Source organism: Paenibacillus sp. FSL W7-1279, assembly GCF_037969845.1.
Taxonomy (GTDB): domain Bacteria; phylum Bacillota; class Bacilli; order Paenibacillales; family Paenibacillaceae; genus Paenibacillus_AQ.
In genome coordinates this window covers 4,052,486-4,077,287 of the sequence record NZ_CP150215.1, presented here as the reverse complement: position 1 = coordinate 4,077,287, position 24,802 = coordinate 4,052,486, and the positions used below count along the sequence as shown (strand labels likewise).

Below are 24,802 nucleotides of genomic sequence, written 5' to 3'. Positions count from 1 at the left end.
GACTGGGGCAGTCAATCCGATGGGCGGTACATTACGATGCGAAGTCTAAAAAAAGGAGATACTAGATGGAAAATAATCAAACTATTCGTTTGGCCATTGAAGAATCTATTCAGTTTCTTGAATTTGCACCGCATTTTACGATGGCTCACGGCGAGTACACTCGTCGAAAATGGGATGGAGCTTGGTGGCATATGGCTGCTCTTTATGAAATGGGAGAAGTGAAACGAATCCCCCAGTCCGCTATTGAAAGAGCGATACACCTTCTCAAAACCCAGGTCTGGCCAACTTTTATTATATCCGCCGATGATCATCCAACAAGTGAAAGTGATAAGATGAAGTTGGATTGCTGCCATTGTGAACTTGCCGTATTCTATATGATTCTAATGGGGTATGGCTGTGATTTGGACAAGGAACTGCCTTGGATTCGTGAATGGCTCTTAAAGCATCAGCTTCCTGATGGCGGACTGAATTGCGATCCTGATGCTTATACTCATTCTAAAAAAAGCTCTATTGTCTCAACATTGCCTCCGCTTGAAGCTATCTTATGGCATACTGATCGGGAATTCACTGAACAGGAAGCTGTTTTCTTAGACGAAGGTGCACGTTATTTAATTGAGCATCGACTTGTTTGTTCTAAACAAAATGGGAATGTCATCGATACCGATTGGCTGAAACCTTGCTTTCCGAGGTTTTTTGAATATGATAAATTGCGCGGCATGTCCTTCTTAGCAGAATGGTCTCGGCGTAGGAACAAACTGCTTCCGGTTGGGTTAATTCATGAAGGATTGGAACGCTTGAATACATCAATGGCAGCAGATGGTTTGCGAATCGGTAGACAAGTCTTTGATCCACAAGGCCCGTGGGGTGGGCAAACTTTTTCCTTGTTAGAAGCAACGGCCGGCATTGGTGTCGTTTCGCCTTATCTAACCAGACAATTGGATCGAGTAATCGAACGGCTGGGACCGGAATATACCTTACGATCAAAGACAATGGGAAGAGTACCTTAGTAGTGGATGTTTCCAAAGGCAAAACCTACGGACAGTAGTGGCTTAATCGTTCTTTTAAACCTGAAACGACTTCATCCGGTATTTCCCTGATCTTAATATCTCCACCTAGGAAAAGCAGCCAATTGGTCATTTCGGTTAATTCTTCCGAATGAAGAACATTGATAAATGTCTTTAAAGTGGCGGTGGTTTGGTATGGATTCGTATAAGAAATTGAAACTTTTAAAGGATGGTATTTTTTGAACTGAGCAATCGCCTTTGGGCCAAGATCAAGGACAAGATTGATGATCTCTTCCTGCTTACTTAGTTGCTCTAGAATCTTTTTCTTACTTATTCTTTTCTTCACGGGGTATGGTTGTACGTCGGTGAGATTGTCGACAGGAATAATCCGCCTCTTCCCATCCTCTAAGTCAAAACCTTCGATTTGCCATAGGCTTTTTTCACGATAAAGATGCAAGAGATAAATGGGATAAGACTTTATGATCTTCTCTTCCTTGACGGAAACCAATAGATACCGGTCCACCAGAAGGATCTGGATGAGTTTTTCTAACATCGGGTGGGGCAGGTCAGACAGATCAAGCAGGTCTGGATTATGAGGGTTAGTCCCTTCAAAAAGCAAAATTTGATTTAACAGAACAAGGTCATCTTGCTGGTTTTCCGAGATGAGACCTAGCAATTTTTCTGCTAAAGATTGACGACTCTTCAGATAAGGGAGTTGTTGATTTCTTGTGGCCATAAAGGCTATAAACAGAGCTTTAATTTCATTATCGGTAAAGCGGACTGTGGGCAGGACAGAGTTGTTCATGACAAAATAACCCCCATCCCTCCCAACTTCAGCGACAAGCGGCATCCCCATGGCTTCAATTTCTCTAATATCTCGAATCGCTGTCGAACGAGAAATGTTAAATTCCTGCATGATTTCAGAAATGGTAAAGTGGGCACGGTTGTTGATATACCGCATAATGATATTGATCCGTTCAACTTTTTTCATCGGTTCTCCTTTAAACAGTATCATTTTTTGACATGATTTAAGGTTATTATAAACCCATCAAGTGAAAAGACAAATCATTTGATAAAAATAAAAAAAGAGGTAGGGATTGAATATGACAAATTATACGCTTGAGGAAAAAGACAGCTTTATCGTTTTGGGAATTGGGACTGAGCTTCAGAGCGATTACACAGACTATGCTGGCATAAACAAGGAGAAGGCAGACTTTTGGGAAGCAGTGAAACAAGATGGAAGCCTTGATACGTTAAAGGCTGTTGCCGCAAATGACTACATTTTTGCCGTAAACGAAGCGGTGAATAACAAGATGATGTATTATGCTGGCGTCATGACAGAGACATCTCTACCCGAGGCAACTAGGGTTATTCAGTTTCCTAAAGGGGAATACCTCGTAGTAAAAGGGGAAGGGAACACGGCAGATGAGTTGAGTAATAAACTTACTGGCATTGCCTTCGGACAAGTCTTGCCGGAAGCTCAGAATTTTGCCTATGTAGGCGGGCCAAATGCAACGGTAGAGATGGGACAGCGAGACGGGTTGGTATTTGGTGAGTTGTGGATCCCTGTTGTCAGGAAATGAGTGAATGTTTCGATGTAATCTTTGCTCGAAGTAGGTCCATGAACTAACGCTCACCAAACTTTTAGGAGGGATGAACATGTCCAATATCGTTGATTTTAAAACGGTGTCTACGGTGGGTTTAGAGTCTTCACCCGTAGTAGAAGCTCTTGCTGGTTTACGAGCGAATGAAGCCCGTTACTTTATGAACAAATATAAGCATGAATTCACCGTCGTACCAGCCGACGAAAGCCAGGAAACCCTCGACTATGTGAACCGGATTTTGAAAGAAGAACGTGATATCGAGTTTGCGGCCAACCCATTAGAAACATCTCGTTTCCAAGTGGAAAATATCAAATGGGCTTTCGTATTTTATGAGGATGGTCTTGCGGTCAATGTCATGTATACGATTGATGACCCGAAGAAGCGTGCCGTCGGTTTTAAGCTTTCTGAGGGGATGGAGGTACCGCAGGAGTTAGAAGGGAAGTTTAAATTTGCCAGGCAGAAGTCTAAACTAGCTGGAACCATTCGGGGTTCGTTCTTTGTCATAAAAGGAGAATACTGAAGTAAGCAAAAGCGCATGTGGAGGATTCCAGCCATTTTTAATACATAAAAAGAGCAGCGATAATACGCAGCTCTTTTTATTTGCCTGAAACGTGCGACGAAAATGGGTGGCGCTAAGATTGCAAGCTGCGGCCAATGCATCGATTAGAATCAACCTCAGTAGTGCTGTGAGATGTACTCCACGTGCCGAGAAGCGCTTTTAGATCTAAGTAGCAAACATGCCAGCGGCTTACCTGACCTTTTAAACTTTGGGCAAGATGTAGCTGGGTCGGAAGAAGCGAGACATCTTAGCCTGATGACAAGAACAATAGTAGCGAAACTAAAAAAAGAACCTGGCAGTTTCATCAGATTCTTTTTTATTGCATATAAACAGACGCGATGATATAATCAGATCACAACTGAGATTTAGTGTATGGACATAATTATCTTATCTTACAATCTAAGTGTATCATGCTGAGAAACTCTTGTCAAATGTTTTTTCTCAAATTAATGGTTAGGAGAGATGTTGAATGCGTTCGTTGGTTCTCGATTTTCAGGAAATGGACAAAAAGCAGCTTGGGCTCGTTGGCGGAAAAGGGCTCCACTTAGGGGAATTATCAAAAATTGCAGGAATACGAGTTCCCGAAGGATTTTGCGTGACAACCATAGGATATCAACGAGCCATCGAACAAAACGAAACGTATCAATCTATGCTCAATCGACTAACCATGCTATCAGCAGAGGATCGAGATCAAATTGTTGAAATTAGCAGGAAGATCAGACAAACCATCATGGAGTTAGAAATTCCATCCGATGTAGTGACAGCAGTAACTCGCTATCTCTCCAGGTTTGGCGAGGAACAGGCATATGCCGTTCGATCCAGTGCAACTGCTGAAGATTTACCGCATGCCTCTTTTGCGGGTCAACAAGACACCTATCTAAACATCATCGGCGTCGATGCCATCATGCAGCATATCAGCAAATGCTGGGCTTCCTTGTTTACAGATCGCGCGGTGATCTATCGTATGCAAAACGGATTTGACCATCGTCAAGTTTATTTATCCGTAGTCGTTCAAAGGATGGTTTTCCCAGAGGCTTCAGGGATATTATTCACCGCAGATCCGATGACTTCTAACCGAAATCTGCTATCCATCGATGCCGGTTTCGGACTTGGAGAAGCGCTGGTCTCTGGCTTGGTATCTGCCGATGGTTACAAAGTACGGGAAGGAGAAATCATCGAGAAGCGGATAGCCGCTAAAACATTGGCAATCTACGGACGAAAAGAAGGCGGAACAGAAACAAAGCAAATCGATCCCGATCAGCAAACGTCACAAACTCTTACGGATGAGCAAATTTTACAACTGGCACGCATCGGAAGACAGATTGAGGCTCATTTTGGCCAGCCCCAAGATATCGAATGGTGTTTGGCCCAGGATACCTTTTATATCGTTCAGAGTCGGCCAATCACGACTTTATATCCGATTCCTGAAGCGAGCGATCAAGAAAACCACGTCTATATCTCTGTTGGTCATCAACAAATGATGACGGATCCCATGAAACCACTGGGATTGTCTTTTTTCCTGCTAACGACTCCTGCACCCATGCGTACAGCCGGCGGAAGGTTGTTTGTTGATGTCACACATCATCTGGCATCACCTGAGAGCAGAGAATCTTTACTGAATGGCATGGGACAACACGATCCGCTCTTAAAAGACGCACTTATGACCATAATAGATCGAGATTTCATAAAACCATTACCAAACGATAAAAAAGAAACGAGTCCCAGTAAGAGCAATAAAGTTATGCCGCCTGCCGGTGCTCAACCACAATTCGAAAACGATCCGACAATCGTTTCTGATTTAATGAAACGCACTCAATCATCGATCGAAGTGTTGAAACAAACCATCCAAACGAAATCCGGATCCGATTTATTTGATTTTATATTGGAAGATATCCAGGAACTGAAGAAGATCTTATTTGACCCCCAAAGTTCGTCTGTGTTTATGGCTGCCATGAATGCTTCATCATGGATCAATGAAAAAATGAACGAGTGGTTAGGTGAAAAAAACGCTGCCGACACGCTTTCTCAATCTGTGCCCCATAATATTACTTCGGAAATGGGTTTAGCGCTGCTCGATGTCGCAGATGCAGTCCGTCCTCATCCGAAAGTCATTGATTACTTACAGCATGTCAAAGATGACAACTTTTTGGATGAACTGGTTAAGTTGGATGGTGGACAGGAATCCCTTTACGCGATCCTTGATTTTCTCGACAAATATGGCATGCGATGTGCGGGAGAAATCGATATCACCAGAACTCGTTGGAGTGAAAAACCAAGTACGCTTATCCCTTTGATCCTGGGCAACATCAAAAACTTTGAACCGAATGAAAGTGTTCGGAAGTTTGAGAATGGGCAACAGGAAGCTTTGAAAAAAGAAAAAGAACTGTTAGAGCGATTGAAACAATTGCCGGATGGTGAACAAAAAGCCAAAGAAACCAAACGAAAGATCGACCTCATCCGGAATTTCATCGGCTACCGCGAATATCCCAAATACGGCATGGTGAGTCGGTACTTCGTTTATAAGCAGGCTTTGCTGAAAGAAGCTGAACGGCTCGTGCAAGCGGGCGTTATTCAGAAAAAGGAAGATATTTATTATCTTACTTTTGAGGAACTTCACGAAGTCGTGCGCACCAATAAATTGGATGATCCGGGTTGCATAGTCGAGCAGCAAGGGAAGCTTGCGACCAGACAGATGATCAGCAAACGAAAAGACGAGTACAAAGTATATGAAAAATTAACGCCGCCGCGTCTCATCACATCGGAGGGTGAAATCATCACAGGGGCCTACAACCGAGAAAATCTTCCTGTCGGAGCAATTGCAGGTCTAGCCGTTTCCTCCGGCGTTATCGAGGGACGCGCACGCGTCATCTTAAACATGGAAGACGCCGATCTGGATGAGGGGGATATTTTAGTCACCTCCTTTACAGACCCTAGCTGGACGCCATTGTTTGTATCCATCAAAGGGCTGGTCACCGAAGTGGGCGGCCTGATGACCCATGGAGCCGTTATCGCGCGTGAATATGGCTTACCGGCCGTTGTCGGCGTGGAGAATGCTACCAAACGGATAAAGGACGGGCAGCGCATTCGCGTACATGGGTCCGAAGGCTATATTGAAATATTGTCATAGCTCAATACGACAAGTGGAGGCATTTGTCACAAGACCACAATCAACAATATGCAAAAGAAGTCGCGGAATCCGCGGCTTTTTTTCATTTTACGCTGGAAGCTGTAAACGTCCCGGCATTTTTTATATTTATGACAATAACTGTCACTATTATCAATCATAATAGGTTCAAAGCCTAAATGCGCTTAGGCATGTTAAATGAAGCTACAAGAGGAAGTAAGTAGAATCCAAAAAATGAAGCTAAAGGAGCTGTTTAGAAATGAAGTTACAATTCATTCCCTACATTATGCTGAACGGAAACGCCAATGAAGCGATTGCATTTTACGAAAAAGCATTGGATGCTAAAGTCTTGTCAAAGCAAACATTTGGACAGGCACCCGAGAGTATCCAGAACGCCATGCCGTCAGATGTAAAGGATAGAGTGGCTCACTCCGTCTTAAGGATCGGTGAAATTGAAATGTTTGTAGCCGATACGGAACCTGGTCAGCAAACGCAGCCGGGAGATCGGTTGAGCATTTGTATTACGACAAACGATATTGAAAAATCAGAACACTTTTATGAGGCTTTACAACAAGGAGGTCAAGTGATTACGCCACTGCAAGAAATGTATTTTAGCCCAGCTTACGCAATGGTTACGGATAAGTTCGGAATTACCTTTCAGATTTTCACTACAAGGTAACACAAATAAAGAGCTGGCCTGCTTTCAATCTTCCGGTACATGTCGGGGCGTAACATGGAGTAAGCGGCTATATAGAATTCTTAGAAGAGCCTGGTTCACCAGGCTTTTTTTTTAATGCAGATTTCGATAGAGCAGGATGTAGAACAGTATTTAAAAGCCTTATCAGCTCCAGCCCATACGGGACATTGAGCTTCCTCATACGTTATATGGTACCTGCCTAATTTGTTGAAGCAAAGAATGCTCACTAATGATTAAGGAGTTGGATAGCTCGGTGAAATCAGACATTAAGCTTACAGGGCGAGTGATTTTTAGGGGGGATCCAGGTTATGAGTCGGCTCGCAAGAATTGGGATCCTCATACGGACAGATTTCCCAAAGTTTTTGTGTTCGCTCAAAGAACGCAGGATGTAGCAAACGCCATAAGATGGGCCCGGAAAAATAATGTCCCTATTCGCCCGCGAAGCGGAAGGCATGCCCTAGAGACCAACCTTTCACAGGTCAATGGAGGCATAGTCATCGACGTAAGCGAGATGAAGAAAATCAAGCTGAATAAAAAAAGCGGCACCGTTGTCGTCGAAACAGGGAATCGGGTAGGTAGGATCGTTGATACGCTGGCGCGCCAAGGCTATATTGCACCATTTGGTGACAGTCCGACGGTTGGCATCGGCGGAATTACGCTTGGCGGGGGAATTGGCCCGCTGCAAAGGACGATTGGCCTCATCAGCGATAATTTACTCGAGCTTGAGATGGTTGACGCTAAGGGAAGAATCATTCGGGCAAACCAAAAACGAAACTCCGATCTCCTATGGGCTTCCCGCGGCGGCGGTGGCGGCAACTTCGGCGTATACACCAAATATAAATTCAAAGTATTGCGAGCACCAGCCAAAGCTACCGTATTCAGCATCACCTGGCCTTGGGCACAATTCGAAAAAGTCGTGAAAAAATGGCAAATATGGGCTCCTAACGCCAGCACCAAGTTGGGCAGCGAATTAAACGTCGGTCCCAAAAAAGGCGGAAACGTCAGTATGTTGGGACTGTACCTTGGATCAAAAAGCGAAGCCCTTCGCCAATTGGAACCTATTCTTAGCGTGGGGACACCTACTCAAAAAACCATCCGATTCCTACCATACACGGAAGCTACGAAATTTCTGCTAGCTCCCGATCCAGTTCTTACTCAAAGATATAGCAATCAGTTCTCCAGCAGCTTCGGCAGACGCCCATTCCCGGATAAAGCCTTTAAAATCATGCGCGAGTTTCTAGAAAAAGCAGAAGGAGGGACTCCAGCCGGATTTTTCTTCCTCAACTGGGGTGGCGCCATAAGTCGTATCGCACCTAAATCCACCGCATTCTACTGGCGAAAAGCGAAGTTCTATGTCGAATGGAACAGCTCATGGGTGAAGCCATCCCATGCGGCTAGAAATATTGCCTTAGCCCGGAACACCAGGAAGAAGCTGCAGCCTTATATCGTGGGGTCCTACATTAACGTTCCGGATCAGGGCATAAAAAATTCAGGATCGGTCTATTATGGAAAGAACTACGCCAGATTGAGGAAAGTAAAGGCGAAATACGATCCGAGTAATGTATTTAACAACCCGCAAAGCATTCCGCCAGCTTAATCAAAACAAAGTAGTCGATATATGTGCTATTGCAGTCGCATTTTTGAAGTAGTTAACCATGGTTTATACCAAATAAATGATCCCAAACCCCAAAAGCAAGCCGAAAAATCACTCGGCTTGCTTTTGGGGTTTCCCTTACCTATTCACCTAATCCGGATTTTCGTATATATCCTTCTCGTTCCGGGTAATTAAATTACTAACAGCACACCAATCGTGTGACTATGAAGCGGGAAAGGGGATCGACAAATGAAACGCAAATTGTTAATAACGGGAGCGGCAGGCACCATAGGAAATGTCATTTACAACGGGCTGCTTAAAGACAACCGGTATGAGGTTGTTGGAGCGGATATACAGGCGGACGAGAAGCTGGGCATTGTACAAATGGACATCGGAGACGAAACGAGGCTGACGGAGCTGACGCAAGGAGTTGATACGGTGCTTCATTTTGCATGGATCAAGGACAAGGGGGATTTTCTTGGCAAAGTGCTTGCGGGAAATGTGAGCGGTGCCTACAAGTTATTTGAGACGGCGGTGCACAATGGCGTGCGCCGTATCATATTCGCCAGCTCGAATCATGCAACCGGGTATTACAAGACAAATGAGATGGTAGGGCCCCAAGATCCATATCGTCCAGATAGCTTTTACGGACTCAGCAAATGTTATATCGAGCTGCTGGGCCGACTGTATTCGGACCAAGGCAAGATCTCATCGTTCAATATTCGTATTGGCAACTTTCCCGGGGACAATCGTCCTCATTCAGAACGTGCGGGGCATATCTGGATATCCGAACGCGATATGCTCCAATTGATCGTTTGTTGCATTGAGGCAGATGACGAACTGAAATTTTTGAATCTGTACGGCACCTCTGCTAACAGTGATAACTACTACAATATCGATTATCTGGAGGAACTGATCGGATACAAACCTCAGGATGATGCGACAAAGCTGCTTGAGCTGGCCAAGGCAGCGGGACGCAAAGTGCGTCAGGATGAAACGATCTATCAGGGGGGACAGGAACAGTAGCAATTGAACAATGTGACAATGTTGTCACTTGGAATGAAATAATGTTATATGAATCGATGGGAATATATAGATGTCCCCCTTATACTGGAAATGTTAGATTTCCAAAGGGGGATATCCACTAATGACGGATGTAATTAAAGCAATCATACTCGGCATAATAGAGGGCTTAACCGAATTTTTACCGGTATCGTCTACTGGACATTTAATTTTAGCGGGCCATTTGCTAAGCTTTGAGGGAGACGCCGCCATAACTTTTAAAATTGTTATCCAGCTGGGTGCGGTAATGGCCGTTCTCATTCTGTACTGGAAAAGGTATTTGGCGATTGGGACTAATCTGATTCGAATGGACTTTTCCCGTAGTCGAGGATTAAATGCTATACATATGATTTTGGCTATGTTACCGGCATTAATTGTATATCTTCTGCTCAAGGACACAATAAAAAGCCAATTATTCGGCCCAACCCCAGTCTTAATCGGGCTAGTGGCCGGTGGCGTGTTAATGATCATTGCAGCACGGAGTAGGAGAACCGAAACCGCTGATACAATGGATCGGATTGATTATAAACAAGCCTTCGGGATTGGCCTGTTTCAGTGTTTGGCTTTATGGCCGGGATTCTCGAGATCGGGTTCGACGATTTCAGGCGGACTTTTACTTGGCACCAGCCAAAAAGCCGCCGCGGATTTTACGTTCCTAATCTCCGTGCCTGTTATGTTTGGTGCAAGCTTGCTAGATTTATATGATAGTCGGGATTTGCTGAGTTCTGATGATTTCGTCCTAATGTTTATTGGCTTTGCAACATCCTTTCTTGTCGCCATGATTGCCGTCGTGACGTTTATCAAACTGATTAAGCGACTTCGGTTGGAATGGTTTGCTCTATATCGTTTTGTCTTAGCGGCTCTCTTCTATTTGATCATCTTGCGGTAACCCCTATTCGCTATCATTCAGTCAAAACACACGAAATGAGGGAGCGCGTGGTGGTTGAGGGAGTATCTGAAGCATAGCAAGATGAAGCGCAGCATGGGCAAGTTTATTATTTATGATCCACTTCATCGGTCTGGATGCAACCTACATGATGTTGAACTTTCCAATAGCCTTTCATCAATTGGTTTTGGCTATATGGCTGATCATTAAAGGGTTCAATCTTAATACTTTATCGGATAAAATTACAGATTAATCACAATTTAAAGCATAGAGCTATACGGTAATCCCATGAATAGGATGAGACGGTTAACAAATAATAAGTAAATTCATGATTTCCTTCATCATAGAATCGGTAATAGCAATTAGCATACAAGAGGGGGATTAGTTTGTTTCGTTGGATGATTCGCAAGATGACGAACGGTGTAATGGACGAGATTGTGGACCATTATATGAAGCGTATGTTACAAGATCCATATACGGAACATGCGTTTTTCATGTTTACAACCATGCAAAAGCTGACGCCGCGGGCAATCATTGAAGCCGGGATGCGGGCGGAAAGCGGAAAAGCAATCGAACGCACTTTGGGGAGTCCGATGGTATTATCCGACTGGCATAAAATTTTGCTTAACCCCGTACATATGTTTCGCCTGCCCACAGAAGACAGCGTGCAAATCCAAACAGGCGTCACGATTGGTCCTCAAGCGAAAAAGCCACTAAATCTAGAAATTCCTATTCTCATTAGCGGTATGTCATATGGTGGAGCATTAAGTTTGAAGGTAAAGGTCGCTTTGGCTCGTGGTGCAAGTATGGCAGGTACGGCAACCAATTCAGGAGAAGCGCCTTTAGTCGATGAGGAACGAAGGGAAGCCAAGTTGTTCATCGGCCAGTTTCATCGCGGCGGGTGGATGAACGACGATGAATCTCTCCGGCAATTGGATGCTATAGAAATCCAGCTCGGTCAAGGGGCCCTCGCAGCCGCTCCGATGTCGATGGCGTCGGAGCAGATTGAGGAGGATTTGCGGATTGCCAAAAAACTGAAACCCGGCGAAAATGCCTCGATTCATTCCCGTATCTCGGGAGTAAACAAAACGGAGGACATGATTACTCTGGTGCAGGACTTGAAGAATAAATACGGAGTGCCGGTTGGGATTAAAATCTGTGCGACTCATTTTATGGAACGGGAGTTGGAGGTCGCCATTCAAGCGGGAGTGGATTATTTTGTCGTGGACGGTGCGGAAGCAGGAACGCAGGGAGGTCCGCCGACACTTCTGGATGACGTCGGGCTCCCAACGTTATTTGCGCTCGCAAGAACGGTTCAGTATTTGGAAGAACGCAGGGTTAAACAAAGCATTTCCGTCATCGCTAGTGGGGGGTTAACGACGCCGGGGCATTTCCTAAAGGCAATGGCGTTAGGGGCGGACGCGGTCTATATCGGTTCAATCGCCTTGATAGCCCTACAGACGCAAGCGGCTAAGACGCTGGCGACCGAACAACCGCAGCAAGTTCCTATCGATTGGCGTAAGTTCAAAGAAGGTTTGGATGTTGATAGGGGCGCCGAACATTTGGCTAAATTCCTCAAATCGTCTGTCGAGGAAATGAAATTAGTCGCGTATACCCTTGGGAAAACGGATTTGGCACAAATCAACAAAAGTGATCTGGTTACAGTGGACCGGGATTTAGCCCAAGTACTGCGGATCGATTATGCCGGTTTCCCTCCAGGAAAGCCAAAACCATCCACGGCATCTAACGTTATTCCGGACGTAATGGAAATGAACGATCCGGATGAACCTCTGTCTCTACAGTAAACTCCCTTATTCATTGGGGGCGCCCACCATAGTTGATTAAACTAAACCCGATTAGCATCTGGTTCTATCCCAAGTCAAAGAAAAATGAGCTAGGCCTTCATTGCCTGAGCTCATTTTCTTTTTGGTGTATTTTTCGAACATGAATATATGTGTAGTGGCTTATATGTTTGTTTTCGATAAAGCAAGCTGATCTTCAGGCAGCGCCTTCGATGAACCATCGTTATGAAGAACACTACGCCATGAATACCGCGGTTCATATCCAAGTATATCTCTTGCCTTATCAATTGCCATCAGCGTCTCATGTCCCTGTACCTCTCTCTTTAAGGACACATTGGGAAAAAATCGTTTGACCAAATCCTGGCTAAGATCCGGCATGATGGTGTCCGGGGCTGTGATATGGAATACTTGATTACCTAAATTATCCTTCTCAATTGCAAGAAGACAGGCTTTGGCAGCATCTCTAACATCGCAATAGGCCCAGGCGTTTTTCTTTTGAATATCTTTTTGTTCATCATTCCAATGCATGATAGGGATTTTTTCATACTCATCCGGTTCATACATATTTGCGAAGCGAAGCGAGACGAGCTGTTGATTCGTAAGTTTATGATACATGCCTGTTAGGTGTTCCGTCAGCAGTTTCGCCATGGCATAGGATGACTTCGCGGTAGTTGGATGCTCTTCATCAACAGGGAGGTAATCCAGTTGCTCCGGTACAAACGGATAACCCAAAACCGTTTCACTTGAAGCCCATACCAGCTTGGGAATTTTAAAATCTTTACATGCTTCTAGAATGTTAAAATTAACGAGCATATTATTCTCGAATATCGCTTGGGGTGTATTCCTTACATCAGTTGGGATATTCCCAAGATGGACAACGGCGTCACTTCCCATTAAAAGCTGACAGACTTGACCATAATCACGCAGCTCTGCTTGTATAAAATTTTTTGATGCTGATTCTTCCCGTAGTAATCGATCTGTGGCTATAACATCATGGCCAGCTTCCAATATGGTTCTTACTGTCCAGCGGCCGATTTTTCCGGCTGCTCCTGTCACCACTACTTTCATCATTTCCCACTCCTTATTCATATTTCCGGCACAGCAAGTTGACCTTAGATCGCTGTTAGACTTCCCGTTACTTTATGGTTTTATTACTCTGCAGTTTCACGACATGCGATCAAGTTCGTCGTCTGTGGTGAGTGGAAATCGTTTGCAATATTAAATACAAGGAGGTATTTGTATGAGTAATGTTTTTGTAAAAAGTGAGTTTGCTCCTTTGAAAAGAGTTGTGATGGCTCAATCTGAGTTTGCATTTCCATCGAAGGAAGATTCAGGTGATGAGGAGTTTTTATCTGTTAATAGAAGGTTCTCTTAGATTTCCACATAGAAGAAATGAGATACTACCCGTTAGAAATATATTAGCAATGGAGTCAGACAATAATAAGTGCTTATACTTATCTATTCCTAAGCCAGATATATCAAAAGGGCATTACTCAGAAGAGGGGCCATTTTTGGAAGGAGGAGATGTTTTAGTCCTGGATAAAACTTTATTTGTAGGCAGGTCCGGGCTTGCATCCAATGGAAATGGTATTAGATGGCTGAGAAATTTAATGAGTAATTTTGGATATAAGGTAGTCGAGGTACCACTTCACCATACCATCCTTCATCTTGACTGTGCGATTAGCCTGGTTAGAGAAGGGCTAATGATAGTATGCGAAGAAGCATTGTTAGATGGAATACCTGAACAGTTTAAAGATTGGGATAAAATACATGTAACATTAGAAGACACTTCCAGACTTGCAACAAATGGTCTTCCTGTGAATGAAAATGTATATATTACAGATCATGAATTTAAATTTATTGGAGATGAGTTAGAAAAAAGAGGAGTTAAAGTAGAGTATGTAGATTTTAAAATATCAAGAAGTTTCGGGGGATCTTTCCGATGCAGCACTCAACCGCTGTTGAGAAGTGATTTTGAATAATCGTCCCGATAATAAAATAGCCTCCGTATGTAATGTCTGAGACCAAGAGGGTTTGAAAGCTGCATAGAAATTGGCGGCGTGATTCCTCGGTAAAACACACAATCGGTTGATTCCATATGGGGAATATGGTAAATTTATCTTATTCAGTAATGAAAGGGTGACCAAAAGCCGATGATCTACTAATCCTATCCACCAAAGAAAACGATATTTCCAGGTTTTCAGGATAGGATTCGTGCGGGCTTTTTATATATTAACATAAAGTGCGACTGTTTTTTGTATAGCAGTGCGTCTTTTTGTTTGTATGTGTGCCTCCTATCCGATGACCGGAAAGGAGGCTTTTTTGTGTGGCCGATAGTTGTGTGAACGAAGTTATCGTATCAGCCAGATAAAATGCGAAGAGAGGGATGATGTAACAATGACAGGACCGAATCCAAATGAGAGATATCCTATACCCGGAGATAACAATCTTCAGTTTATCAAGAACACGATTACAATGCCTAATATTATCGCAGGGGATTATTCATACTACTATGCCTTAAACGGAGAATCATTTGAGGATCAAGTATTGTATCATTATGAATTCATTGGAACTAAATTAATGATCGGCAAGTTTTGTTCCATTGCTTCCGAGGTCAGATTTATGATGGATGGAGGGAATCATCGGATGGACGGTTCAACCTTTCCATTTAATATCTTTGGAAACGGCTGGGAGAAATTCACTCCATCATTAGATCAATTACCGATCAAGGGAGATACGATCATTGGAAATGACGTGTGGATCGGAAGGCGTGCAACGATCATGTCCGGTGTAAGGATTGGCGACGGGGCTATCATTGCCGCTGAAGCTGTCGTTGTAAAGGATGTGGAGCCGTATACGATCGTTGGAGGCAACCCTGCGAAGGAAATTCGCAAGCGATATTCCACCGAAGTCATTCAAGAGTTATTGGATATTAAATGGTGGGATTGCGATATCGAAGTCATAAATCAATATATTGGCGCAATTGTAAGCGGAGATATGAACTTGCTTAGAAAGATGAGACAAAATTAGAGTCCTTTTTAATGAAAAATGGCCATCTGATATGATGAACGTCATGGGCGAAAAAAGGGTTCTTAAACGAATGTAGAGACTTATGTTGTCATAGGGGTTTAGAGGTAAATGACCGGTCGAACCGCCGGTCATTTTTATCCTTGGATGATCCGGGCCTTGCCACCATCATCGTGCAAGCTTACAAGCGTGTAAGGTAATTGTCATCTAAATCAATGGTACCAACCTGGCTGCTCCTCTAAAATACTCACTTGATAGGATTATTTTTAAGGGGGAGTTGGCGTGAGGTTTTTTGAAATGCTGCTATTCTTTTCGAGTGCGTGTTTGTTGGCATTCCAGTTCATTGCTAATCAGCGTATCCGAAGATCAGCTTTGCTCCTGACAAGCGGAGCAGGCTCCTTTTTTTTGGTGATCCATTTGCTTGTCGAAGGATACAGGGTTCAGCTTTTATTTTTATATGGATTTACGCTCCTGATGCTTATTCTTTCACTGATAGACGCTTTCAAAACACCGGCAGTCGTTCAGACTGCTTCGCGAATCCGTAGGGTGCTGGGCCGCCTTTTTATCGGATTTGGGTTAATCGCAACGGGATGCTTCCTCTATGTGTTTCCCGTATTCAACTTTCCGGAGCCAACTGGCGAGCTGACGGTAAGTACACAAGTCTTTCATTTCATCGATTCAAGCCGGGAGGAGACATTAGGCACAACCGCGACAGGCAAGAGGGAATTGATGGTTCAGGTGTGGTATCCGGCCCAAGCTGGCTCCGGCAAGTATGCTCCCTTTATTCCCGATACCCGAATTTTACGTTACATGGCAGCGAACTATGGCCTTCCCGGGTTTACTTTTCAACACTTGAAGTACGTATCCAGTCATGCTTATTCTGGGGCCGAAGTCTCTTCAGCACAGACTTCATACCCGCTGATCCTTGCGAATCCCGGCTTCGGCTCTTCCAGGTTCCTCCATACGTCGCAAGCCGAAAATCTCGCGAGTCACGGATATATCGTGGCCGTGATCGACCACACCTTCAATACATTTGCAACTGAGTTTCCGGAACGGTCAAATCACGACCAGCACAACCAACGACTTATTTTCGCCCGACCACGATTATCGGACCGAAAGCGGAAATCGCGACATATTGGGAAAAGTTTTAACAGATGATGTGGCTTTTGGGCTGGACCAGTTCGAGCTTATCCAATCGGGGAAGATTCCAAGTCGTTTTAAAGGGAAGATTGATCTCAAACATGTCGGGGTGTTTGGTCATTCCATCGGCGGAGCGACGGCCTATGACGCTTCATACGATCCGCGAATCACGGCTGGAATTGACTTGGACGGAGGGCTTTACCGACTGCGTGACAGAGAGGGTCTGCAAAAGCCGTTTTTATTCATCCACTCGGAAAGCGGATTTGAACAATTACAAATGGTGAGGGAAAACCGAATTTACACGGATGCAGAGCTTGACCGTATGGGCTCAACACGAGAGTGGATGGATCAAGTAACGGAAGATAAAAAGCTGGAGCTTAAACGGATGCGCGAAACGGTCGGCGAAGGGGGACAAGTCCTCTATATTGAACATACGGAGCATTTGAATTTTGCCGATGTCCAGTTCATTTCTCCCATTTTCAAAATACTGGGCATTACAGGAAAAATTGCACCTGAAAGAGCGAGCTCCGTTATTAATGCCTATATGCTGGATTTCTTCGACATGTATCTGAAAAATCAAGGTGGAAACTTAATGAAAGGACCGGATAACCGCTTTCCCGAGATGAAGTTCGCAACCTCACTATTATAAATGATGGAACAACATGCTCCCTTATTGATACAACGATTGTCCGAGTCCACCAGCATGGGGCCAGCCAAAAGGGGACCAAGCAAGCGATCGGACATCACGGGGCGGATTGACGACCGAGATTCATGCCGTGGTCGACGCAATGGAATGTTAACTCAAAATAACAATTCATGTTACCGATGATTGGTAGATAATCCGAATGAGAATAGTATAATGCGAAGTAGGTTACTGGCTTTTGGTGAAGGTAATCCAAGCTGAAGTATTCTCGGAGGAGGAGTAGAGGGAGTGATACATAGTGAAGGAGTAATTTTACTGGTACTTGCAATCATTGGTGTAATTGTCGCAATTACCCTAGTCATTTATGCTTATCTAAATATGAATTATGATAAAAAACCGTTAGAGCAAACATATCGTGCCGGCTACATAGAAAAACAGGTGACTCTTGATGATGGAACGATATTAAATTACGCTGAAGGACCAGCTCATGGACCGGCTCTTCTGTTAATACACGGGCAGTCCATGCTGTGGGAAGATTATGCTAGAGTACTTCCGGAGCTCGCTCAATATTATCATGTATTTGCAGTTGATTGTCACGGGCATGGAGAGTCTAGTCATGATGCTTCAAAATATACAGCTGTTGCTATGGGAAAGGATTTTGTTTGGTTTATTGAAAATGTCATAGGTGAACCAGCCGTGGTATCAGGCCATTCTTCCGGCGGTATTTTAGCAGCATGGATTGCAGCTAATGCACCCGAAGCCGTGCAAGGCATTGTTTTGGAGGACCCGCCGTTTTTTAGTGTGGAGCCGCATGAAATGCAGAAAACATTTGTCTGGCTTGATAGTTTTGAACTCATCCATAACTTTAAGAATCAAACCGTTGAAGATGATTATGTCGTGTACTATATGGAAAACAGTTATTTATGGGGAAAGTTTGGCGATTTAAGAAAACTTATTGCAAGGAGTACAAGAGGGTACCGGAAAGCACATCCCGGTGAGCCGTTGAAATTATGGTACGTCCCCTATAAATGGATACATGGCACACATTATTTAGACCAGTTTGACCTCGATTTTGCTGAGACTTTTTATACAGGTGATTGGTTTAAAGGATTTAATCAGGAAGAAACCTTGTCCAGAATAAACGCTCCTTCTGTATATATTAAGGCAGCCACACAATTTGGCGAAGATGGAGTGCTTTATGCGGCAAACCGTGATGAGGATGCTGAAAAGGTACACAGCCTTTTAAAAGGAAATGAGATGAACACGATTAAATCCGGGCATGATATTCATTTTGAAAAGCCGGATGAATTTATTAGGATCATGGTTGATTTTTTGAAGAAAATAAAAAAACATGGTTACAATGAAAGCCGGTACCCAGGATAATCCTGAGTAACCGGCTTTTTATTTTTTTGATAACCCGTTCAGGGAAATTCTCGCGCGTACCTAGCCCGCAAGTCGGATGGATCTCAAAAGCGGTGTAATGACCGACTGAAATACGCTGCGCCCTAATCTTCGCGGGTTGGCTGGCAAAAGGCAGCTCAATCTCGACGGTTTTTTGGATCCCGCTACAACGACTTCAGAGTATAGGTGTTAGCTGAATCATCCTTAATCAACATTCTTAGCATTAACCTAAAAAAGGCTCTCTTTGAGGGTCTTTCTATTATGAACAACCAATTGTAAGTTCATTAACGTTCGTATCTTCTGGCTGATCAATCGCGAATGCGACAACATTGGCAACCCGGTCGGGTGTAATACCATATTGTTCGTACAACGCAGTCATTCCTTCAGAAATATTCTTATCCGTAATCGTATCCAGCAATTCCGTGTTAATTGCTGCGGGATATATCGTTGCTGTGCGGATGTTCGTACCTTCTTGGGCAGATTCCATGCGCAACACTTCCATCAAATCCCGAACAGCCCACTTTGTTGCGCCATAAACCGCACCGCCTGGGTAAGCTTTGAGTCCGGCCACGGATGAAGGAGTGATGATATGTCCAGACTTTTGCGATGTGAATGTTGGCAATACTGCGGCGATACCATTCAATACACCTTTAATATTTACGTCAACCATCTGATGCCACTCGTCTTGGCTACACCTTCCTTAAAGTCAAACTCTGAAGTATGATGACAACATTATGAGATTTACAGCCATCCCCACAAGGATTATGGGTATATCAAACGAGTACTTGCATGAATGTTGTATGATCGAAGTTAGCAAGAACAAACGAGGAGGAGAGCTTAATGGAAAAGGGTGAACTTGGGTTTAGCAAGGTATGGACAATTCCGAAAGATATCATAGCAGCGGGTTGCCGTCATACCGTAGGACTTAATTCGGACGGTACGGTAACAGCTGTAGGGGATAATAAATATGGCCAATGTGATGTAAGCGGCTGGCGAGATATGGTGACGGTAGCGGCGGGGAATGTTCATATGGCGACGAACACAGGTAATGCTCATACCGTCGGGCTTAGATCGGACGGCACCGTGGCAGCTGTGGGTTGGAACAAGCATGACCAATGCAATGTAAATGGCTGGCGTGACATCGTGGCGGTTGCGGCGGGTTGGCGTCGAACCGTCGGGCTTAAATCGGATGGCACGGTGGTGGCTGTGGGTCGAGATCATGAAGGCCAATGCAATGTGAGCGGCTGGCGTGATATGGTTGCGGTTGCGGCTGGTGACTGGCATACCGTCGGGCTTAAATCGAATGGAATGCTGACAACTGTGGGTAACAATCGTTATGGCCAATGTAATGTAAGCGGCTGGCGCGACATTGTGGCAGCTGAGGCAGGGTACCTTCATACTGTCGGGCTTAAGTCGGACGGCACGGTGGTGGCTGCGGGTTTGAATAAGCATGGCCAATGCGATGTAAGCGGCTGGGGCGATACTATGGCGATAGCGGCGGGTAGTCATCACACCATCGGCCTAAGATCGGACGGTACGGTGACGGCTGTGGGTTGGAATGAGCATGGCCAATGTAATGTAAGCGGCTGGCGCGATATTGTATCAATTGCTGCGGGTTGCCTTCATACTCTCGGCGTAAAATCGGACGGCACGGTGGTGGCTGTAGGCGATAATGAATATGGCCAATGTGATGTAAGCGGTTGGCATGACATCCAACTGCCCAGTAATTAATTTCCAATATTAAGGGATACATATACTATTATGAGCCATGCCTGAATTGTGAAATTGCTTGACTCTGAAAAGTAAGACAAAATAGCAAATAAAAAGAAATATCCAATACTCTACTGTAATAGGATGAGAATGAGTTGATTTGACATGATGGAAAGGTGAGGCAATTGAATTATTCGGAACTAATCGATTTATACAAGATCAATCTGCAGCAGTATTCCATCGACCAATTAAGACATGTATCTGATCGAGGCGTATGGTCACTCGGCCAAATGTATGACCATATGATCCTCACTGCTCTCGATTACCTTGACCAAGTGCAAAGATGTGCGTCCATGAGTGAAGAGCAACTGCAAGGAAAGACAGAGGCTGGTGATCAATTGTTTTGCGCCGGTTCATTTCCTCCGATAAAAATCAGATTACCGGATGGGCCCGAGAATACCCCAAGTAATTCGGAAACCGTGGATGATCTCATTCGCGGACTCGCTACGGTGCTTCAGAGAATGTATGAATGGGAGGAAAACTTAAATGCAATAAACCCAAATTATAAAGTCAGACATGGGGGATTTGGGTGGCTCAACGCACGGGAGTGGTTCGATTTGGTCGGTATGCATTTCCGCCATCACTTACGGCAGAAGGCCGAACTGGATCTAAAACTTGAGTTTTAATTTTAACGTGAAGGGGGATATGTATGAAAACTTTAGGATCCTTGAATATGGATGTGATAACTTTATTTGTAGAGGATTTGCAAAGAGCGAGGGCGTTCTATCAAGAAGTATTCGGATTATCCGTCGTATATGAAGACGCTGTTTCTGCGGTATTCAACTTCGGAAATATGAGCATAAATCTCCTGGATATTTCTGAAGCATATGGTCTGATCCATCCTGGAACAGTCGCAAACCGAGATTCCGGATCTCGTTTCCAGTTTACTATCCGGGTGGATGATGTAGATGCAGTGTGTGATGAATTGAAACCACATGGCGTAACTCTACTTAACGGTCCAATGGACCGGCCTTGGGGAGTACGCACTGCTGCCTTCATGGATCCGGCAGGACATGTCTGGGAGATAGCGCAGCAATTAACCTAGAGACGAATGAAATGGTCGTAAAGAGTTTATTCACAAAATAACTACGGCATTTGCATCTTGACATTGCTACGAAAACGTATTAAATTTGATGCAGCCACTTACTACGAGTTCGTACTAAAAAAGAAGTCGCCGGTCGGAATGGGGGCTCCGCTACGTTCGAGGACCGGTATGGCGACCAATCATCTACTAAAGTCCAAAATCTAGGAGTGACTGATTCTAGTCTGGCGCTTTATTTTTATTATTTATTACGAAATCGTACTAAATATGCAATGACCGCTGCGGCTGCTGATACGTATTGAGTTGAATTGGCATGACATAGCATTAATAGTGGCGCGGATCATAGGAATCGGAGTGGCGTTGGTTCATGGCATTCTGACCCAACGGACGTTGGTCAGGCCGTTTGCGAATTAGGAGATCACTATTCCCCGACGCAGAAATCAGACGGATCGTGCCGGGATTCATACAGTTCAGCACATCGACTGGATCCTCGGCGTCAGCGCCTTGATCGCTATGAAGAAAAGGAGGGAACAATATGGTAAGTGGGGCAAAGCGCCATGTTGGCCTGATGCTTATGTTAACCGGGTTACTGCATGTGATTTATGGACTTTTTGCATACGCAAGTCAATTACAAGCCCTCATCACTGAAGGCTTGTGGGGTACAGTGGCGGATGATCAGTGGGATCGTGGAACCGCGTTCTGGTTCACGATGTTTGGATTTCTGCTAATGTTGCTTGGCTATATGGTGGATTGGCTGATTAAAAAGAAGGAGATCGTTCCTCCCGCAGTTCTCGGTTGGATGCTGCTAAGTGTCTGCTTGATCGGCGCTATCGTAATGCCAGCTTCGGGTTTTTGGCTTGGCCTGCCTCAGGCATGGCTTTTATTACGAACGTGAAAGGACACTACAAAAAAAGAGGTCAACCAGCAAGTTCTGGTGACCTCATATTACGATCGTGCAGGGTCGTTACTTCATGAGAGTTATGACAGACGAGAGCCATGTTTCAACCATACTTAGAGTATAAAGAAGTTCGAGAAATCAAGTTGATATTTGCAGTATCGAGTGATGATCTATCCGTTTGTCCTAAGCGCCAACAAGCGTTTAAGGTTGTCATCAATACTTTTATTATCGGCTTGGTTGATACCGCGACCAGCAAAATGTCCCCAGATCGACTCGATCGGATTAAACACAGCATGAGGAATAAGCTTAGCCTCGTATTCGTTATCGTCCGCCGTGCAGAAAAGATCCGTGCTCCCTGGCATCACACACGCAAGTGCTTTGATGCTTCTGAGCGCCTTATCGAAATCTCCGTTATAAGAGGGGTGTGCACTAATATCTGCATGCTGCCCTGTCCATAACATGGCCAGGACATTGTGCGGATCCATCTGCATAAAGCTTTCCTCCCAAAAACCAGCCACAAAATCCGGCAATGCGTCAAATCCCAGCTCACGATAAAGTTCCTTTCTGTAAAACGCATGAGATACCCCCCATCCCGCATAGACACGACCAACGGCACGCATGTCAGCAGAAGTCAACTGGTCTAGTTTACTTGAATTGGAGCCGACTGCAGATAAGAGTGCAGCTTTCATCCCTTCCAAGACGACATACGTTTGAGGCCAAGTCTTTGCAACACCGGCGAAGGGGGCAATTCGTTCCACCATGTCTGGATAACTTGCTCCCCACTGGAATGCTTGAATGCCTCCCATGGACCATCCAACGACGAGTGCAATCTTATGAATGCCGAATTTTTCGGTGACCAGCCGATGCTGGAACTTAACGTTGTCATAGATGGTTACCTGCGGAAAATTAACCCGGTCGAATGGGGGAGGCGTGTTGCTGGGTGACGAAGATAATCCGTTGCCCAGCAGATTTGGTACGATAATGAAGTATTCTCTCGGATCTAGCGCCATATCGTTTCCAATCAACCACTCATTCTGAACATGGTGGTCGCCAAAAGCCGTTGGATAGACGATGACATTATCTTTCTTCTCATTCAATTGTCCATATGTCTTATAAGCAAGAAAAGCGTTCGGTAACGTCACTCCGGATTGCAAGGTAACGTCACCCAAATTAAAAATCTCATGATCCATCGTATTGTTTACTCCCTTCAAAATGAAACCATATATTTAAAATGTAGTTCTTGTTGTTAGTATAGTTCCGTGATACTCTCAATAAAAGTGAATGAATTTCAAAGCAATATTCAATAATTTTGAAGGTAAAAAGGTAAAAGGGGGATCGTATGATGGAATTGCGCCAACTGAACACGTTCCGCACGGTTGCCACAACTTTAAATTTTAGTCGGGCTGCGGAAGTGCTGAACTATGTCCCCTCCAACGTCACGATGCAAATGAAAGCATTGGAGGATGAACTTGGTGTTCGTCTCTTTGACCGCTTGGGCAAGCAGCTCGTTCTGACGACTGCGGGAAAGCGTTTTTTGACTCAAGTCGAAGGGGTGCTAAACAAATTGGACGAAGCACGCAGCGTCGTACATGACAATGATAACTTAAGCGGCACTCTAACGATTAGCGCTAACGAAGTTCTTTGCGCCTATCGGCTTCCCGTTGTCTTTCAACGTTTTCGTTCGCGCCATCCGGGCGTGCGCCTCATCTTCCGCTCCGTTCCCAATCAGGAACTCAAGCAAACGCTCTTTGAGGGAACCGCGGATGTCGTCTTTATGTTGGACGAACCTATTCGCTCAAGCGGACTTGCGGTGGAGCCGTTGGTGGAAGAAACTTTCCGATTATTCGCCGCTCCGAACCACCCGCTTGCAAAACGCACTGTGCTGCAGCTGGAAGATTTTCACGGAGAAGTGTTTCTGACGAATGAAAAGGGTTGTCCCTATCGAACCATGTTTGACCGGTCGTTTGAGAAAGAGGGCATTGATAGTATTACTTATTTAGAGTTTCAAAGTGCCGAAGCCATTAAACAATGCGCAATTACGGGAATCGGCATTGCCTTTCTTCCTGAGATCGTCGCGGAAGCCGAAGTTGAACGGGGCGTACTTGTTGCCCTTCCATGGCAGATTCCGGACTTGCACGTGTATACACAAATGTCATGGCATAAAGATAAGTGGCTTTCACCTATCATATTATCTTTCATAGAAGCAGCAAGGGAGGTAATTGCTGTAGAGGAGGAGGAGAAAATCGTATAGCTTAAAGTAGCTGTCGAGAGACAAGAACGAATCAAATATCATTCGAAAGTCGCTAAATTAGCGGCTTTTTGTTTTTGAAACCAAGTCCTCGTCCTGAAAATGAGGTAAATAGAAAGAGATAACCATATTGGGATGAAAGGAAAAGCAGCGAATCAGGCGTTGACGCTGCCCCTTGATACGTGGTAACTTATGAACATAAAATACATGTTAAATACATGTATTCGTCAAGGAGGGGATAGCACATACATATCAGGAGAGCAGAAAGGAAAGTTATGTTTTCAGGATTGAAAGCGCTACC

At 44.5% G+C, this 24,802-nt stretch carries 21 protein-coding genes and 2 pseudogenes; 19 read left to right on the top strand and 4 right to left on the bottom strand.

The window, feature by feature from the left end; translation table 11 throughout:
* The first annotated feature begins 65 nt into the window (after positions 1–65).
* Positions 66–1,007 (top strand): hypothetical protein, encoded by a 942-nt coding sequence (locus MKY82_RS18050; protein ID WP_339294023.1) that lies wholly within the window; start codon positions 66–68, stop codon positions 1,005–1,007.
* A gap of 25 nt (positions 1,008–1,032) precedes the next feature.
* Here the strand turns inward: MKY82_RS18050 and MKY82_RS18045 are convergent, their stop codons facing one another.
* Positions 1,033–1,995, bottom strand: a complete 963-nt coding sequence (locus MKY82_RS18045) for an HTH domain-containing protein (protein ID WP_194543004.1) — start codon at positions 1,993–1,995, stop codon at positions 1,033–1,035.
* 112 nt (positions 1,996–2,107) lie between these two features.
* Between MKY82_RS18045 and MKY82_RS18040 the strand changes: the two genes are divergently transcribed.
* From MKY82_RS18040 to MKY82_RS18005, 8 genes are all read left to right on the top strand, one after another.
* Complete coding sequence (locus MKY82_RS18040; RefSeq protein ID WP_071218938.1) at positions 2,108–2,587, top strand: GyrI-like domain-containing protein; 480 nt, start codon at positions 2,108–2,110, stop codon at positions 2,585–2,587.
* A 76-nt stretch (positions 2,588–2,663) separates the two neighbouring features.
* Complete coding sequence (locus MKY82_RS18035; protein WP_194543003.1) at positions 2,664–3,128, top strand: phage tail protein; 465 nt, start codon at positions 2,664–2,666, stop codon at positions 3,126–3,128.
* Positions 3,129–3,636: 508 nt separating this feature from the next.
* Positions 3,637–6,294 carry a phosphoenolpyruvate synthase gene (gene ppsA / locus MKY82_RS18030; RefSeq protein WP_339294022.1) on the top strand — a complete coding sequence of 886 codons (2,658 nt, stop codon included), beginning with the start codon at positions 3,637–3,639 and terminating at the stop codon, positions 6,292–6,294.
* Positions 6,295–6,550: 256 nt separating this feature from the next.
* Positions 6,551–6,970: a VOC family protein gene (locus tag MKY82_RS18025; RefSeq protein ID WP_220685024.1), complete on the top strand. Its 420-nt coding sequence runs from the start codon at positions 6,551–6,553 to the stop codon at positions 6,968–6,970.
* A 247-nt stretch (positions 6,971–7,217) separates the two neighbouring features.
* Positions 7,218–8,585, top strand: coding sequence for an FAD-binding oxidoreductase (locus tag MKY82_RS18020; protein ID WP_339294021.1), 1,368 nt, complete (start codon positions 7,218–7,220; stop codon positions 8,583–8,585).
* Between the two features lie 246 nt (positions 8,586–8,831).
* Entirely contained in the window at positions 8,832–9,608 is a 777-nt protein-coding gene (locus MKY82_RS18015; RefSeq protein WP_194542999.1) for an NAD(P)-dependent oxidoreductase, read from the top strand.
* Between the two features lie 121 nt (positions 9,609–9,729).
* Complete coding sequence (locus tag MKY82_RS18010; protein ID WP_194542998.1) at positions 9,730–10,533, top strand: undecaprenyl-diphosphate phosphatase; 804 nt, start codon at positions 9,730–9,732, stop codon at positions 10,531–10,533.
* Positions 10,534–10,916: 383 nt separating this feature from the next.
* Entirely contained in the window at positions 10,917–12,335 is a 1,419-nt protein-coding gene (locus MKY82_RS18005; RefSeq protein ID WP_339294020.1) for an FMN-binding glutamate synthase family protein, read from the top strand.
* A gap of 159 nt (positions 12,336–12,494) precedes the next feature.
* Here MKY82_RS18005 and MKY82_RS18000 read toward each other — a convergent pair whose 3' ends face one another.
* Entirely contained in the window at positions 12,495–13,403 is a 909-nt protein-coding gene (locus tag MKY82_RS18000) for an NAD(P)-dependent oxidoreductase (protein ID WP_233354965.1), read from the bottom strand.
* Between the two features lie 169 nt (positions 13,404–13,572).
* On the opposite strand from MKY82_RS18000, the gene MKY82_RS17995 reads away from it, so the two are divergent.
* The 5 genes and pseudogenes from MKY82_RS17995 (at position 13,573) to MKY82_RS17975 (ending at position 18,525) form a co-directional block, all read left to right on the top strand.
* A complete protein-coding gene (locus tag MKY82_RS17995; RefSeq protein WP_259445240.1) occupies positions 13,573–13,707 on the top strand; it encodes a hypothetical protein in 135 nt (44 codons plus the stop codon).
* Positions 13,670–14,314: an arginine deiminase-related protein gene (locus tag MKY82_RS17990; protein WP_339294019.1), complete on the top strand. Its 645-nt coding sequence runs from the start codon at positions 13,670–13,672 to the stop codon at positions 14,312–14,314. The genes MKY82_RS17995 and MKY82_RS17990 overlap by 38 nt, the downstream gene beginning before the upstream one ends.
* Before the next feature lie 415 nt (positions 14,315–14,729).
* Entirely contained in the window at positions 14,730–15,362 is a 633-nt protein-coding gene (vat(I), locus tag MKY82_RS17985; protein ID WP_194542997.1) for a streptogramin A O-acetyltransferase Vat(I), read from the top strand.
* A 279-nt stretch (positions 15,363–15,641) separates the two neighbouring features.
* Positions 15,642–17,148, top strand: a pseudogene (locus MKY82_RS17980) (dienelactone hydrolase).
* Positions 17,149–17,430: 282 nt separating this feature from the next.
* Positions 17,431–18,525 (top strand): alpha/beta hydrolase, encoded by a 1,095-nt coding sequence (locus tag MKY82_RS17975; protein WP_233354963.1) that lies wholly within the window; start codon positions 17,431–17,433, stop codon positions 18,523–18,525.
* A 277-nt stretch (positions 18,526–18,802) separates the two neighbouring features.
* On the opposite strand, the pseudogene MKY82_RS17970 reads toward MKY82_RS17975, so the two are convergent.
* Positions 18,803–19,231, bottom strand: a pseudogene (locus MKY82_RS17970) (SDR family oxidoreductase); the annotation flags it as partial.
* A 152-nt stretch (positions 19,232–19,383) separates the two neighbouring features.
* On the opposite strand from MKY82_RS17970, the gene MKY82_RS17965 reads away from it, so the two are divergent.
* The 4 genes from MKY82_RS17965 to MKY82_RS17950 all read left to right on the top strand — a co-directional run bounded on the left by MKY82_RS17965 (position 19,384) and on the right by MKY82_RS17950 (position 22,250).
* Positions 19,384–20,274, top strand: a complete 891-nt coding sequence (locus MKY82_RS17965) for a chromosome condensation regulator (RefSeq protein WP_339294018.1) — start codon at positions 19,384–19,386, stop codon at positions 20,272–20,274.
* A 269-nt stretch (positions 20,275–20,543) separates the two neighbouring features.
* Positions 20,544–20,939, top strand: coding sequence for a DinB family protein (locus MKY82_RS17960; RefSeq protein WP_339296690.1), 396 nt, complete (start codon positions 20,544–20,546; stop codon positions 20,937–20,939).
* A gap of 23 nt (positions 20,940–20,962) precedes the next feature.
* Positions 20,963–21,358 (top strand): VOC family protein, encoded by a 396-nt coding sequence (locus tag MKY82_RS17955; protein ID WP_194544817.1) that lies wholly within the window; start codon positions 20,963–20,965, stop codon positions 21,356–21,358.
* A 532-nt stretch (positions 21,359–21,890) separates the two neighbouring features.
* Positions 21,891–22,250, top strand: coding sequence for a DUF6463 family protein (locus MKY82_RS17950; RefSeq protein WP_339294017.1), 360 nt, complete (start codon positions 21,891–21,893; stop codon positions 22,248–22,250).
* A gap of 173 nt (positions 22,251–22,423) precedes the next feature.
* Here MKY82_RS17950 and MKY82_RS17945 read toward each other — a convergent pair whose 3' ends face one another.
* The gene (locus tag MKY82_RS17945; RefSeq protein WP_339294016.1) at positions 22,424–23,443 is read right to left on the bottom strand and encodes an alpha/beta fold hydrolase; all 1,020 of its coding nucleotides are present in this window, start codon (positions 23,441–23,443) and stop codon (positions 22,424–22,426) included.
* A gap of 152 nt (positions 23,444–23,595) precedes the next feature.
* Between MKY82_RS17945 and MKY82_RS17940 the strand changes: the two genes are divergently transcribed.
* Complete coding sequence (locus tag MKY82_RS17940) at positions 23,596–24,504, top strand: LysR family transcriptional regulator (protein WP_339296689.1); 909 nt, start codon at positions 23,596–23,598, stop codon at positions 24,502–24,504.
* The last annotated feature ends 298 nt before the right edge of the window (positions 24,505–24,802 follow it).

What these genes read in the sequence shown, in the direction of transcription:
- MKY82_RS17965 (WP_339294018.1), top strand. Translation starts at nt 19,384, where the DNA reads ATGGAAAAGGGTGAACTTGGGTTTAGCAAGGTATGGACAATTCCGAAA.
- MKY82_RS17940 (WP_339296689.1), top strand. Translation starts at nt 23,596, where the DNA reads ATGGAATTGCGCCAACTGAACACGTTCCGCACGGTTGCCACAACTTTA.
- MKY82_RS18025 (WP_220685024.1), top strand. Translation starts at nt 6,551, where the DNA reads ATGAAGTTACAATTCATTCCCTACATTATGCTGAACGGAAACGCCAAT.
- MKY82_RS17945 (WP_339294016.1), bottom strand. Translation starts at nt 23,443, where the DNA reads ATGGATCATGAGATTTTTAATTTGGGTGACGTTACCTTGCAATCCGGA.
- MKY82_RS17995 (WP_259445240.1), top strand. Translation starts at nt 13,573, where the DNA reads ATGAGTAATGTTTTTGTAAAAAGTGAGTTTGCTCCTTTGAAAAGAGTT.
- MKY82_RS18050 (WP_339294023.1), top strand. Translation starts at nt 66, where the DNA reads ATGGAAAATAATCAAACTATTCGTTTGGCCATTGAAGAATCTATTCAG.
- ppsA (WP_339294022.1), top strand. Translation starts at nt 3,637, where the DNA reads ATGCGTTCGTTGGTTCTCGATTTTCAGGAAATGGACAAAAAGCAGCTT.
- MKY82_RS17955 (WP_194544817.1), top strand. Translation starts at nt 20,963, where the DNA reads ATGAAAACTTTAGGATCCTTGAATATGGATGTGATAACTTTATTTGTA.
- MKY82_RS17950 (WP_339294017.1), top strand. Translation starts at nt 21,891, where the DNA reads ATGGTAAGTGGGGCAAAGCGCCATGTTGGCCTGATGCTTATGTTAACC.
- MKY82_RS17960 (WP_339296690.1), top strand. Translation starts at nt 20,544, where the DNA reads ATGTATGACCATATGATCCTCACTGCTCTCGATTACCTTGACCAAGTG.
- MKY82_RS18035 (WP_194543003.1), top strand. Translation starts at nt 2,664, where the DNA reads ATGTCCAATATCGTTGATTTTAAAACGGTGTCTACGGTGGGTTTAGAG.
- MKY82_RS18010 (WP_194542998.1), top strand. Translation starts at nt 9,730, where the DNA reads ATGACGGATGTAATTAAAGCAATCATACTCGGCATAATAGAGGGCTTA.
- MKY82_RS17990 (WP_339294019.1), top strand. Translation starts at nt 13,670, where the DNA reads ATGAGGAGTTTTTATCTGTTAATAGAAGGTTCTCTTAGATTTCCACAT.
- MKY82_RS18020 (WP_339294021.1), top strand. Translation starts at nt 7,218, where the DNA reads ATGATTAAGGAGTTGGATAGCTCGGTGAAATCAGACATTAAGCTTACA.
- MKY82_RS18045 (WP_194543004.1), bottom strand. Translation starts at nt 1,995, where the DNA reads ATGAAAAAAGTTGAACGGATCAATATCATTATGCGGTATATCAACAAC.
- MKY82_RS18040 (WP_071218938.1), top strand. Translation starts at nt 2,108, where the DNA reads ATGACAAATTATACGCTTGAGGAAAAAGACAGCTTTATCGTTTTGGGA.
- MKY82_RS18015 (WP_194542999.1), top strand. Translation starts at nt 8,832, where the DNA reads ATGAAACGCAAATTGTTAATAACGGGAGCGGCAGGCACCATAGGAAAT.
- MKY82_RS18000 (WP_233354965.1), bottom strand. Translation starts at nt 13,403, where the DNA reads ATGATGAAAGTAGTGGTGACAGGAGCAGCCGGAAAAATCGGCCGCTGG.